The organism is Acidimangrovimonas pyrenivorans, from assembly GCF_042643245.1.
GTDB lineage: Bacteria > Pseudomonadota > Alphaproteobacteria > Rhodobacterales > Rhodobacteraceae > Acidimangrovimonas > Acidimangrovimonas pyrenivorans.
Window position 1 is genome coordinate 314,317 of the sequence record NZ_JBHRSK010000004.1, and the last position, 12,587, is coordinate 326,903.

The following is a 12,587-nucleotide window of genomic DNA, read 5'->3' on the forward strand; positions in this document are numbered from 1 at the left end:
ACGTTGCCCCGGGGCGCACGGGATCACTCGGCAGCGACAATACGGACAGCAGGACGCCAGGTGTCTGGGTTGTGGTGACCACGCAGCGACGCGACCTTGCGACCTTCAACCGTCAGACCAACGCCGCGCCACATGCGGATGCCCCTGACCTTCACCTCGGTGACACCCTGACCGCGCAGGGCATCTTCGAAGGCGCTTTTCTCCCTGTCCTTCGGTCTGCCTCCGAGATGATCCGAAAGCAGCGACGAGATAGACGATTTAGTTACGTCGGCCCGCGGCGAGAACTCGAGCCAGTTCTCGAACATCTCACGGTATGGGTTCGCGTTTTTCATGATCTGCTCACGCAGTTCAGCCACACGAGCACTGTCCGGGAAGTTGCCAGCCTTGCCGTCGTTCGCCGCGTAATATTTCATCGCTCCGCTGACGACGTAGAGCGCGAGAGCCTTCTGACCGTCTTCACTCTCGAGCCACTCCTTGAGTCCGAACTCCTTCTCCTGGCCACCTTCTGGCGCCGTGCCAGGGTCATAGAACGTCTCAGTGAACGGGAACGGGGTAAGTCGAACCCTTGTCGCACGATCGAAGCTCTTGAAACGCGGCATGTCATTGAGAGACATCCAGAACGAGGCAAAATTCACGAATTCGACCGCGTGCTCCGCGTGCGGCGGGCGGGCTGACTGGACGTCCCCGCCGGAGAGGCGCTTGAACTCTCCGGCCTCAATTGACGACCCCTTCCGTGGCTCCGACGACATTGCCATGCGACGCCAGATGAGCGGTGTCTTCGCACCGTCGTGGCTGTTTGCATCACGATCTCCAGTGTCGAGGATGATGCCCGGCTTGACTGCGGCGCCCCAGCCTCCAAGACCAATGCCAAAGAGCTTCACGAGCGCGTCTTGGACGAGCGACTTGCCGTTGTCTCCATTCTGAAGGGCATTGTCTTGGTTGCCGACCATGAAGAACGACCGCTTTGCTGCGACCTCCCCGGTGGCGCTGTATCCGATCGCGGTCTGGAACATCTCGGCTGTCTCATGATCTTTCGGCCAGAAGCGAGCGAATGTCCTAAGCACCCTGTCGAGATCGGCATTCTCATCGTAGTCGCACTGAAGGCATCCGGTCATGTAGTGCTCAGGATCATGAGGCATCGTATCTCCGGTGCGGAGATCGACGGTGCAGTTTTGAAACGCGATTAGGTGAGCGACCGCGAACGTGTTGAAGCGATCCCGCGGGACAGTCAGAGCGCCCTTGGCGTGGGAGAGGATGTTTTCGGCAGACTTCGCATTTGAGTTCAGCTTTTCTGCCACTTCACCACGTTCGGCGGCATAGAGACGGCGCACACGATCAAGAAGTTCAGCGGATGGCTTGCGCGAGAACTGCCAGTGTGTCCCAGTCCACTCTCCCCATCCAGCACCTTCCGTATAGCAAGCGCGGCCTGATGCACGCTCAGCAACCCAGGCACCGAGTGCGGAGTAGTTGACTTCGAAGGCCAGAAGAGGATTGTCCTCGGCGAGTTGTTCACGAATTCGGCGTGCCTCAGCGCGCTCGTTCATCGCCTCAAGCTTCGCCTGATCCTTCGCAATCTTCTTCGCTTCCGACTGAGCAGCAGCGAGGTCCTTTTCGGCCTGGCGCAGCCTTGCGTTCACTTCTGTAACGGCTGCACGTGCTTGGGCAGCCTCGATAGCTGCAGCCTCACGATCATGCTTCTGCGCGCTCTGGCGGCGCGCGGAGGCAGCAGCTGCGTGGATTTCTTTCTCGGCTTTTTCGGCGAGGAGTTGGTCGCGCTTCTCTTCGAATGCGCCGACGAAGTTGCCGTGCACGATCATGCTCTTGTCATCCCTGTTCCAGTCTTGGCCTCCTCTCCCGGGCCACCCCCAGGAGGCCAATCCTGGGGGCTTTCACTGGTCCGGGTTCGGAGCGCGACGAGCGTCGCAAGAGGGAATTGGGATCGGCACTCATATCTCAAAAAAGATGTCCAGTCACAGAAGCGTGTGTGTCCGTTTCAGTTTTCTGTTTTTCGCTGGGGGGCAACAGGGGGCACCAGGGGGCAAGAGTGATGCCCTCAAATTGTGTCGCTAAAACAATGCCTTAACTGCCAGTTGGCAGAGGGGGCAGGCAGTAGGTCTTCTCATGTGAGATATTCTTTTTCTTCGCACTGTGATGTCTCTCTTCACGTGTGACTCATCACATCAAGCGAGAATTCTTGCGCGCATTAGAAAAAGTTCCGGAAGAGTGCCCCTCGCCCTCAATGTTGGTAAGGTCCTGATATACAATGAGAAATAGGGGGCGGGAGGCACGCCCCCAGCCTGCCCCCTGGGTGGTTTCCTGGTGGTGATCACGGATTTTCCCTGTCAGGGAGCGATCCCGAGGCTCGAAAAAATGGCGCCGGCTTGACCATGGAAGCCGACTGGGAGCATCATCGCATGATGGCGTCTTGTAGATCAGAAGCAGAAGAGAGGCTCCGCGCCATGCTCGATGAAGGACGCGCGAGCGCCCAGGACGAGCCCATCACACAAGAGGCGATCAAAATCCTAAGGGACAGGGCAGAGAAAGCCTGCCAGAGCTCCACTTATGACACAGCGCGAACGAAAGAGATCCTCTAAGAACTCGAGCGCTTTCGCGGACGTCTCCCAAGCGGTGATCAGCTGAGCCGCGATGAGGCCAATTCCAGGGACAGTTTGGATTAGAATGTCGAAGGCAAGCGCACTCACTCGCGCGATACCGAAAACGTCAGCACGCGTTCGGATGGAACATCATCATGAGCTCGGACTCGTCGTCATCGTAGTATAGCTCCGGATCAAGCTCTACTGCATCCTCGTCACGGATGACGTGGACGACAAGCTGATCGGCGTGCGCGAAGAACGTCCCCATGGTCTCGTCGAATGAATCTGCGATCAGATCAGGAAGGCCCGGGAGCATGAGCATCGGTGATGTCGACGCCTGGAACCGCTCGAAGTCCGCAAACGAGCTCTGATAGAACGTCACCGCGAATTCGTCTCCACCCTCTTTGACGACAGTATTGTCAGGGGTCGACATAGCTGCTTTGACCATCGCCATGTCAAAGAGACCCGGCGCAGCTCTGTAGCTGACGACGATTTTCTTGCTCATCAGTGCCTCGAGAATTTTGGTTTGCACTGGGTTTTACCCAACTTCCTTCTGAAGCAAAAGACAGACGGGGAGATAATCTATAAATACAAAGGCATGGCTCGACATGAAGCGCAACTTGAGCGTCGAGAAGGTCGAGGGCGCGATGGACAAGGTCATCACACCGGAGGACCGCAGCCTGGGCGAGATTTTCACGCGTGAAAATGACAAGCGCTGCCCAGCTTTCGCAGTGATCCATGCGTTCTGACGATTTTCACACGTGAAAATCTGCATCAGATTTCCGATACATTACAAGTGGCCTAGATAGCATTCGAGCCGGCGCGTTCCCCGAAACCGGAGCCGATCCTTTCCTTCTGACACTGCGCGCGTCGGCCATTTTCACGCGTGAAAATAGAACGCGTTCGCCAAGGCGGACTGCTCCCAGATGACATCAACTCCTTTCACCGCTCCACGTCGGCGACAGCTGTCATTGTCTTCTGAGCACTCTTCGCGATTGGGTTTGCCTTCCGGCGCTCTCGCGCGAGACGCTGAAGCTGCGTATTTCGCGCTTCTCTTGACTGCTTGAGCATGTGATCCTCGAGGGACACCTCGTTGCCGATTGGCTTCCGTCCAAGCGCCCCGGCACTGTATTCGAGCGGGACACCATCGCGCCTCGCGAACGGTCCCCTCACGACGGTGAACGTAGCTTGCTTCGCTTGCTCGGCCGTCAGCTTAGGCTTGTCATGCATCTCGAAATTGCCGAGCACGACGTTGCGCGCAGCTTCCTGGCCGACCCTCATCGTTGCCTCTGCTCTTAGATAGAGCTTGCTCTCGTTCTTCCCGGCAGCCTGTCGTCGGATGTATTCCATGTCTTGTCCCTGCCTTCGTGGTTCACGGAAGCCGCGGAACATGCTGAAAAGATTTGACATTCTCGCCTCTCATGCCGCAGCGCTGCTTCCATGGCCACGAAAGGGAAATAGGAGAACGGCAGCGGCACCCAAATCCTGGTCCGCATTTTTTCGAGAAAATCCTCAGATCTGGCAGAAGTGTCTGGAAATACGTAGGAAGTTTACGTCAGCGCATGTCAATGACACGTGTTGCGCCAGCTGCGATCGCAACTTCCTCGTCGATTGGCTTTTCAGAAATGACGAGCTGCGCTTTGAGACCGAGAGCACGTGCTATCTGACGAAGAGATTGCCAAGACGCTTCTCCGGTCCGCTCAATGAGAGACACAGTTTGAGTTGATATCCTGGCTCTTCTCGAGACCTCAAGCTGCGTCAGTCCGCGTGCTTCGCGGATCTCGCGAAGAGCTACTCCAAGCCTGTTGTTATCTATCATGCCTACCTCCGGGAAGGACATCTGTGTTCAATGAGCAACAGCAAGTCAAACTGAATTTCTGATTTTCCTGCGCAGTTCCCTTTCCCTGCGCATGAAAGCACAGCAACTCATGACCGAGGCCCAGGCGGCCGAATTCCTCAGCATAAGCAAGCGCACTCTCTCAGACATGCGCCGCTCCGGGGAGATCCAGCACTCCATCGTCGGAAAGCGTGGAATCCGATACGAGGAGAGCGACATCAGCGAGTATCTGTCCAGGAAGAAAGTCCGAGCGACTCCTCGGATTCTCGCCCAACCACGCAGGGGACAGGCCAGGGCGCAGGCGCTGCTTGACATCATCTGACAACTGACTCATGCATGCCTTTCTTTGACGAGTGAGGCATCGCATGAAGACGCTGGAAAAGGTTGGAAGATTCTCGATTTGTGAGGATCGCGGGAAGCTATACTTGCGCTGGTGGGATGCGTTCGCGAAGAAGACCAAGAGCCAGCAACTCGCGTCGACGAAGCTTCCCGCGGCGAGGAAGGAATCCAAGGAGCTGATCAGGGTCATCATGGACCCGAGCGAGACGATCCTGCCAACAAGTGGATCAGATCCAACTTTCGGAGAGCTATGGCTCAACTACGAGGCAGAGAAGCGGCAGAAGATCAGCAAGGAGAGGATGCGTCTTCTCGGTAATCGTCTCGATCTCTACTACCGGCCGAACCTCTGGCAAGTTCGCATGTCGAGGATGGGGCCTGCGCTGCGCGCGCTTGTGAAGCTCTTGAACGACAAGGGCCTACACCCGAACACCAGCTACGACATCATCTCATCCGCATACGAAGTCCACGCGCTTGCTCACCAGGCCGGATTGACTGGGATTCACCCTGGCCTCAAGCCGTCCGTCTCAGGGACGACTGCACCAGCAGACAGAACCCCAAAGGGGAGATATCTCGAGTTCAGTGAGATCGGAGCTCTGATAGACGCGGCTCGGAACCAGCATGTCCTTGACCAGCTTCTCTTCGCGCTCGGAACTGGCGCCAGGCCTGGGGCGATAGGTGCGCTGAAGTTGAGCCAGATTGACCAGGAACTCGGAGTCATCAACCTGCTCGGGGAAGGGGAGATTGAGTCGAACAAGCGGCGTCCGATTGTCCCTATCACTGGCCCCATGAAGCAGATCATCGAGAGACGAATGTTATCACCTGGGAGTGGCTTCCTAATCGAGTGGGGAGGAGACAGGGCTGTTGCATCGAGGAACAACACTCAAGTCATTCAACGCCTCGTCAAACGAGCTGGGATAAGAAACGACGGGAAGATCAAGGCGAACTGGTATTCAATCCGCAGGACTCTTGCGGACTGGCTCAATGGCCGCGTCAGTGACGCAGCGATCTCAAGCGTGCTCGGCCACTTCGAGATTTCAGCACGTGACAGAAGCCGTCTGTTCGAGGAAGGAAGCCCGACAACTGACATCTACAAGCGCCGGATGCTCGAGCCGATCTATCAGGTCGCAGAGGTCCTCGAAGCAGAGTGGTGGCCGGAAATTCAGAAGCATACGAGCCTGGAACTGAAGCAACTGAAGCAACCGAGCCGGCGCGGCCAAGAAAACAAGGGTAAAGATGAAAACAAAAGCCATGTCCACGACGTCCAGATCACCCGCGAGAGCCCGAACTACCGCGTCGGCTGAGGCGCGGGGCGGCGTCAGCAGGCATCCCGCGCCGGCTCCCGCCGCCGGGCGAAGGCGTCGACGCAAGTCGTGATCCAGGTCTCGGCGGCGCGCTGCTGCGCCGCCACGCTGTCGGGGCCGCGCAGCATGCCCTCCAGCGCCAGCTCGGACAGGTCGTGCAGGCCGATCGTCGCCAGCACGTGGCGCAGGTAGGGGGTGAGGAAATCCGCCTGCCCATGGGGCCCGCTCACGCGGCCGCCGCAACTCGCGATCAGGAAGACCGGCCGGTCGGCAAGCAGGCCCTGCTTGCCGGTCGCCGTGGTGCGGAAGCTCCGCCCCGGGCGGACCACGAGGTCGATCCAGGCCTTGAGGCTGGCCGGCACCGTGAAATTGTGCATCGGCGTGTCGATGACGACGGCGCTGGCGGTCTCCAGTTCGGCGATCAGGCGCTCCGAGGCTTCCAACACCCGCCGCTGGGCGGGGCTGCGCGCGGGTTCCGCGGTCAGCGAGGCCTCGGCGAAGGCGCGGTCGGGCAGGGCGGGCGGTTCGGCCGCCAGATCTCGGCGCAGATGCGTCAGCCCACCCGTGGCGCAGAGCCGGGCCGCCAGCTGGTCGCCGGTGAGGCGGCTATGCGCGTCCGCTCCGTGCGGGCTGGCGCTGACATGAAGCAGGGAGCCGGTCATCGCGTCCCTCTACGCGACCGGGGCCAGGAAGCGCAGCGCCGTTGCCAGCAGCCCCTGCCGGAAGTAGAACCGCTGGCCGAGCGCGTTGCTCATCGGCGTGTCCAGCGCCAGCCGGTCGCAGCCGAGCCGCCGCGCCTCCTGCTTCAGCCGCGCCATCAGCACCGCGCCATGGCCGGCGCTGCGGGCCTCGGCGTCGGTCACCAGGTCGTCGACATAGAGGTGCCGGCCGTGGATCATGTTCTCCTGCACCCGGTAGCCGGCCAGCGCCACCGGCCGGTCGCCCTGCCACAGCGCCAGCAGCCGGTAGCCTGCATCGTGCTGGCGCCGCCAGCGGGCGACGAACTCCCCGGCCGAGGTCAGGTGCGGCCGCAGCTGGCGCATCAGCGGATAGCAGGCGCGCAGCTCGGCCTCGCCGTCGACGGCACGCAGGCCGTCCTCGAACGCCGCCTCCATCACGCCGCCTCCCGGCTGCGCAGGCTGGGGGCGAAGCGCAGGCCGACGCCAAGCCGGTTCCAGGCGTTGATCGTGGCGATCGCGGCGGTCAGGGCGACGATCTCGGTCTCGGTGAACACGGCCCGCAGGGCGGCGTGGAGCGGCTCGGGCACGCCGTCGGGGCCGATCTCGGTCAGGCATTCGGCCCAGGCCAGCGCCGCCTGTTCCCGGGCGTCGAACAGCCCCGCGTCGCGCCAGCAGGCGACGAGGTCGAGCTTGTCCTGCGCCACGCCAAGCCCACGCGCGAGATCGAGGTGGTAGCGCAGGCAGAAGGTGCAGCCGTTGATCTGGGAGACCCGGATTTTCACCAGCTCGCTCAGGGCCTTGTCCAGGCCGGCATCACCGGCCGCCTTGCCGAGGGCAAGCAGCGCCGGCTGGGCGCCGGGCAGGATCCGGGTGAAATCGGCATAGTCGACACGGCTGTCTGTGGTCGTCATGGCTGGTCCTTTCTCCGGCGGTCGCCTAATATCAAAGCACGAACAACATATAAGAGCACTGATAATATGCGCAAGAGGCGAAACATCCCCGATGTCGGCGAGGGCAAGCGGGGCGAGGACGGCCATCTGGGCTACCTGCTGCGCCAGGCGGCGCAGGTCTATCGCAACCGGGCCGACCGGGCGCTGAGCGATCTCGGCATCACGCCGCCGCAATTCTCGGTCCTGACCATGCTGGCGGCCTATCCCGGGCGCTCGGGCGCCGATATCGCCCGGCTGGCGATGCTGACGCCGCAGACGGTCAGCGTGATCATCGGGAACCTGGAAAAGCGCGGCGCGATCCTGCGCCGGCCGCATCCGGTGCATGGCCGGATCCAGACCATCGAGCTGACCGGGGAGGGGCGGGCGCTGCTGACCGCGGCGCGGGCCCGGATGCAGCGGCTGGAAGAGGAACTGACCGCCAATGTCAGCGCCGGGGACGAAGCGGCGGTGCGGCGCTGGCTGGTCGGCGTCGCGGTCGTGGCCGGTGCCGACGATGATGGCGAAGACCCGCCCCGGGCTTGACCCTGCGGGCAAGAGGCGGCATCCGCGTGGCAACCGCCGGAACTCGCGCGGCCACCGGACCCCGGGGCTGCGCCTTGCCCGCCCCTAGCACGAGCACCCGCCATGACCCCAGCCGCCCGCCTTTCCGCCGCCATCGAGATCCTCGACCGCATCCGCGACGGCAGCGCCGCCGAGCCGGCGCTGTCGGGCTGGGCCCGGGCCAGCCGCTTCGCCGGCTCCGGCGACCGGGCGGCGATCCGCGACCTGGTCTTCACCGCCCTGCGCTGCCGCCGTTCCCATGCCGCGCTCGGCGGGGCCGACAGCGGCCGCGGGCTGATCCTCGGCGGGCTGCGCGAGGCGGGGACCGAGATCGACGCCCTGTTCACCGGCGAGCGCCACGCCCCGGCGCCGTTGAGCGAGGCCGAGCGGGCGCATCTGGCGGCGCCGATCGAACTGGACCGGCTGGTGGCGCTCGACTGCCCCGACTGGCTGGCACCGCAGCTCGAGGCCAGCCTGGGGGCGGATTTCGCGCCGGTGATGGAGGCCCTGCGCCAGCGCGCGCCGGTCTTCCTACGGGTCAACACGGCCAGGGCGACTGTCGCCGAGGTGCAGGAAAGGCTGGCGGCGGAGGGCATCGCTACCCGGCCCGTCGCCCTTTCCAAGACCGCGCTGGAAGTCACCGGGAACGCGCGGAAAATCCAGAATGGCGCCTGCTATCGCGAGGGCCTGGTCGAGCTGCAGGACGCCGCCTCGCAGGCGCTGGTCGAGGCGCTGCCGCTGGCGCCGGGGCAGAAGGTGCTCGACTATTGCGCCGGCGGCGGCGGCAAGTCGCTGGCGATGGCGGCGCGGGCGGCGCTGACGCTCTATGCCCATGACGCCGCCCCGCGCCGGATGCGCGACCTCGGCCCGCGGGCCGGGCGCGCCGGGGCGGAGATCGTCCAGCTGGCCACGGCCGAGGTGCCGGGCCGGGCGCCCTATGACCTGGTGCTGCTGGACGTGCCCTGCTCGGGCAGCGGCAGCTGGCGCCGGGCGCCCGAGGCGAAATGGGCGCTGACCCCGGAGCGGCTGGAAGAACTGACCCGGATCCAGTCCGATATCCTCGAAAAGACGGCGCCCTGCGTGGCCGGGGGCGGCACGCTGGCCTATGCCACCTGTTCGCTGCTGGCGGTCGAGAACGGCGCCCGGATCGCCGCCTTCCGCGCCGCCCATCCCGAATGGCACCTGGTCGAGGAACGCCGCTTCACCCCGCTCGACGGCGGCGACGGCTTCTATCTCGCGCTCTTGACGCGCGGCTGAGCGCGGGCCTTAATCAACCCAGAGACGAGTTTCGCGCCGGGATTTCCCTGCGATTAAGGTGTAGTTAATTCTTTTTCACACCGAATGCGGGGCAGGCGATTCACGACGGAGGAAGGGGGCGCCGTGGCCGAAGCCGCATCCGCTCTGCATCCTGTCACCCGCACCGCCCTGACATTGGCGCCGCGGGCCGGGCTGTTGCTGCTTGTCGGGCTGGCCTGCCTCGCCGCGGCGCCTCTGGCCTCGGGGCCGGGGCGGCTGCCGCTGGCGGCGGCAGGGGCCACGCTAGCGGCGCTGGCGGCGCTGATCCGGACCGTGGTGCTGGGGCACCGATGGCACGCGGCCGGGTTGAGCCGGCGGGTTCAGGCGCTGGTCGCGCTCGACGCCGCGCCCAGCATCGGCGCCGACGCCGCGGGCCGGGTGCAATTCCGCAACCGCGCCGCCGAACGGCGCTTCGGTCCGGCGGCAGCCGGGACGCTGGAAGAGGTCATGTCCGACCTCTTCGCCCATCCCTCGGCGGTGCTTCTCCGGCTCCAGAGCCGGGCAACGGCGATGGGGGCGGCACAGGAGGAGGTGGCGACGCGCAACGGGCAGCTGCGCCTCTCGGTGCACGGGATCGGTGCCGGGCTGCTGCTGTGGCGGTTCGAGGAAACGCGGGCGTGGCGGGAACAGGAGCAGGGGCAGGCGCGGGGCAACCACGGGCAGGGCGACGACGCGATCAGCCTGCCGATGCTGGTCGCCGGGACTTCCGGCACCGTGCTCTTTGCCAACGAGGCGCTGCACCGTCTCCTGGGCCACCGGCCGAGGACGCTCGAACAGGTCTTTCCGCATCTGCCGCTGCATTCCGGCGAGGAGACCGAGGTCGCCGCCGCCGACGGGCCGCTGCGCGCTCTGGTGGCCGAACTGGCGAGGCCGGACGGGCGGCGCGAGATCTTCCTGCTGCCGGCCGGCGAGGCGGCCAGTCCCGGCGTCGGGGCGGCGCCGGTCGCTTTCGAGGATCTGCCCGTCGCCCTGGCCCGGATCGACGCCGCCGGCGGGCTGACCGCGGCCAACCGCCTGGCGCGCGAGCTGCTGGGGCTGGCGCCCGAGGAACGGCCGGTTTTCGCCGAGCTGGTCGAGGGGCTGGGCCGGCCGGTGGGCGACTGGCTGCGCGATGCCGTCGACGGCCGCCGCGCCCATCCCGAGATGCTGCGCGCGACTCGGGTCGGGTCCGAGCGTTATCTCCAGGTCGCGCTCCGCCGCACGGTCGCGCATGGCCGGCCCGGCCTTGTCGCGGTGCTCAACGACGCCACCGAGCTCAAGACGCTGGAAGCCCAGTTCGTCCAGAGCTAGAAGATGCAGGCGATCGGCCAGCTCGCCGGCGGTGTCGCCCATGATTTCAACAACCTGCTGACCGCGATCTCGGGCCATTGCGACCTGCTGCTGCTGCGCCACGAGCAGGGTGATCCCGATTACGGCGACCTGGTCCAGATCCACCAGAACGCCAACCGCGCCGCCAGCCTGGTCGGCCAGCTGCTCGCCTTCTCGCGCAAGCAGACGCTGACGCCCGAGACGCTCGACCTGCGCGAGACGCTGTCCGATCTGACCCACCTGCTCAACCGGCTGGTGGGCGAGAAGGTGACGCTGAACCTGGGCCACGACCCCGCGCTCAAGGCGATCCGCGCCGACAAGCGTCAGCTCGAGCAGGTGCTGATGAACCTCGTCGTCAACGCCCGCGACGCCATGCCCGAGGGCGGCGCGATCTGGATCGAGACCGAGAACCGGACGCTGGCGGCCGAGATGCGGCGCGACCGCGCGGTGGTGCCGCCGGGCGACTACGTCATCGTCCGGGTCCGCGACGAGGGCACCGGCATCCCGCCCGAGGCGATGAGCAAGATCTTCGAGCCCTTCTACACCTCGAAGCGCACCGGCGAGGGCACCGGGCTGGGGTTGTCGACGGCCTATGGCATCGTCAAGCAGACCGGCGGCTTCATCTTCGTCGACAGCGTCCAGGGCACGGGCACGACCTTCTCGCTCTACTTCCCGGCCCACGTGGCGTCGGCCCGGGCGAAGCCGGAGGCGCCGGAGGTGCCGGCGCCGGTGTTGCGCCAGGGCGTGGGGGTGATCCTGCTGGTCGAGGACGAGGCGCCGGTGCGCGCCTTCGCCGCCCGGGCGCTGCGGCTGCGCGGCTATACCGTGCTCGAGGCCGAGAATGCCGAGGCCGCGCTCGCGCTGCTGTCCGAGGCGACGCTGGCCGTCGACGTCATCGTCACCGACGTCATCATGCCCGGGCGCGACGGGCCGAGCTGGGTGCGCGAGGCGCTGGAGACGCGACCCGACACGAGGGTGGTCTTCATCTCGGGCTATGCCGAGGACAGCTTTGCCGAGGCCCAGGCGCGGATCCCCAATTCGGTCTTCCTGCCCAAGCCGTTCTCGCTGGCCGATCTGACGGCGACGGTGCAGGGGCAGTTGCCGTGAGGGCGCGCGCGCGGCCGGCGGCGGGCTCAGTCCTCGGCGGCCAGCACCTGCTGGTAGAGCGCGAAATCCTCGGCCCGTTCGGTCCGCAGCCGGGCCTCGATCTCGGGCGACAGCGGCGTGGCGCCCTCAGGCGAGACATTGACCCGCGGCAGGATGATCTCGCAATCCAGCCGGTCCTCGAGGAAATCGATCAGGCTGTCGATCCGCTCGTAGCGGAAGATGCGGTCGATCTTGTCCGGCGCCCCGCCCGCCAGGAACCGCGCCTGGGCGCCGACCTGGGCGAATTCGGGCTGGTCCTCGGCCAGGTAGGCGGTGACGAAATCGTCGAAGCTGAGGGCGCGGGTGCTGCGCGTCGACTCGGCGAGCTCGTCGCGCTGGCGATAGCGATACCAGCTGCCCAGCCAGTCGATCGGCTCGCGCATCAGGGCGACCACGGTGAAGGGGCCGCCGGCGGCGGTCTCGAGCATCGGGCCGAGGAAGCGGCGGTAGCGCCAGACCGTGGTGTGCTTGAGCGTCGGCGGCCGCAGGATGGCCACCTCGGCCAGCGATTCCAGCGCCGTTTCGATCGCGGTCGATCCCGTTTTCGGCGTGGCGAGGAAAACCAGCCGCTGCTCCCAGAATACCAGCATCTTTCT

At 64.9% G+C, this 12,587-nt stretch carries 13 protein-coding genes and 1 pseudogene; 6 read left to right on the forward strand and 8 right to left on the reverse strand.

The annotated features are described in order from the left end of the window. Positions 1-23 precede the first annotated feature (23 nt). Positions 24-1,817 (reverse strand): hypothetical protein, encoded by a 1,794-nt coding sequence (locus ACFOES_RS04455; protein WP_377831973.1) that lies wholly within the window; start codon positions 1,815-1,817, stop codon positions 24-26. 904 nt (positions 1,818-2,721) lie between these two features. Further along, positions 2,722-3,099: a hypothetical protein gene (locus tag ACFOES_RS04460; RefSeq protein ID WP_377831974.1), complete on the reverse strand. Its 378-nt coding sequence runs from the start codon at positions 3,097-3,099 to the stop codon at positions 2,722-2,724. 103 nt (positions 3,100-3,202) lie between these two features. Between ACFOES_RS04460 and ACFOES_RS04465 the strand changes: the two genes are divergently transcribed. After that, positions 3,203-3,343, forward strand: coding sequence for a hypothetical protein (locus ACFOES_RS04465; RefSeq protein ID WP_377831975.1), 141 nt, complete (start codon positions 3,203-3,205; stop codon positions 3,341-3,343). A 193-nt stretch (positions 3,344-3,536) separates the two neighbouring features. Here the strand turns inward: ACFOES_RS04465 and ACFOES_RS04470 are convergent, their stop codons facing one another. Both ACFOES_RS04470 and ACFOES_RS04475 read right to left on the reverse strand, forming a co-directional pair. After that, a complete protein-coding gene (locus tag ACFOES_RS04470) occupies positions 3,537-4,004 on the reverse strand; it encodes a hypothetical protein (RefSeq protein ID WP_377831976.1) in 468 nt (155 codons plus the stop codon). 145 nt (positions 4,005-4,149) lie between these two features. Next, complete coding sequence (locus ACFOES_RS04475) at positions 4,150-4,434, reverse strand: helix-turn-helix domain-containing protein (protein ID WP_377831977.1); 285 nt, start codon at positions 4,432-4,434, stop codon at positions 4,150-4,152. A gap of 88 nt (positions 4,435-4,522) precedes the next feature. Here ACFOES_RS04475 and ACFOES_RS04480 point away from each other — a divergent pair, with 88 nt between their 5' ends. Together ACFOES_RS04480 and ACFOES_RS04485 are read left to right on the forward strand one after the other, a co-directional pair. Then, positions 4,523-4,753, forward strand: coding sequence for a helix-turn-helix domain-containing protein (locus ACFOES_RS04480; protein WP_377831978.1), 231 nt, complete (start codon positions 4,523-4,525; stop codon positions 4,751-4,753). Between the two features lie 43 nt (positions 4,754-4,796). Further along, positions 4,797-6,071 carry a tyrosine-type recombinase/integrase gene (locus ACFOES_RS04485; protein ID WP_377831979.1) on the forward strand — a complete coding sequence of 425 codons (1,275 nt, stop codon included), beginning with the start codon at positions 4,797-4,799 and terminating at the stop codon, positions 6,069-6,071. 14 nt (positions 6,072-6,085) lie between these two features. Here the strand turns inward: ACFOES_RS04485 and ACFOES_RS04490 are convergent, their stop codons facing one another. From ACFOES_RS04490 to ACFOES_RS04500, 3 genes are read right to left on the reverse strand one after another with little or no spacing between them, the layout of a single operon-like run. Then, entirely contained in the window at positions 6,086-6,733 is a 648-nt protein-coding gene (locus tag ACFOES_RS04490; protein ID WP_377831980.1) for an FMN-dependent NADH-azoreductase, read from the reverse strand. A gap of 9 nt (positions 6,734-6,742) precedes the next feature. Continuing rightward, positions 6,743-7,186 (reverse strand): GNAT family N-acetyltransferase, encoded by a 444-nt coding sequence (locus ACFOES_RS04495; protein ID WP_377831981.1) that lies wholly within the window; start codon positions 7,184-7,186, stop codon positions 6,743-6,745. After that, entirely contained in the window at positions 7,186-7,662 is a 477-nt protein-coding gene (locus ACFOES_RS04500) for a carboxymuconolactone decarboxylase family protein (RefSeq protein ID WP_377831982.1), read from the reverse strand. Before ACFOES_RS04500 ends, ACFOES_RS04495 begins: the two co-directional genes overlap by 1 nt. 66 nt (positions 7,663-7,728) lie before the next feature. Between ACFOES_RS04500 and ACFOES_RS04505 the strand changes: the two genes are divergently transcribed. The 3 genes and pseudogenes from ACFOES_RS04505 (at position 7,729) to ACFOES_RS04515 (ending at position 11,952) form a co-directional block, all read left to right on the forward strand. Then, positions 7,729-8,223, forward strand: coding sequence for a MarR family winged helix-turn-helix transcriptional regulator (locus ACFOES_RS04505; protein ID WP_377831983.1), 495 nt, complete (start codon positions 7,729-7,731; stop codon positions 8,221-8,223). A gap of 102 nt (positions 8,224-8,325) precedes the next feature. Further along, positions 8,326-9,498, forward strand: coding sequence for an RsmB/NOP family class I SAM-dependent RNA methyltransferase (locus tag ACFOES_RS04510; protein ID WP_377831984.1), 1,173 nt, complete (start codon positions 8,326-8,328; stop codon positions 9,496-9,498). Between the two features lie 84 nt (positions 9,499-9,582). Next, a pseudogene (locus tag ACFOES_RS04515) lies at positions 9,583-11,952 on the forward strand (ATP-binding protein). Between the two features lie 26 nt (positions 11,953-11,978). On the opposite strand, the gene ACFOES_RS04520 reads toward ACFOES_RS04515, so the two are convergent. Beyond that, complete coding sequence (locus ACFOES_RS04520) at positions 11,979-12,581, reverse strand: hypothetical protein (RefSeq protein WP_377831985.1); 603 nt, start codon at positions 12,579-12,581, stop codon at positions 11,979-11,981. Between the last annotated feature and the right edge of the window lie 6 nt (positions 12,582-12,587).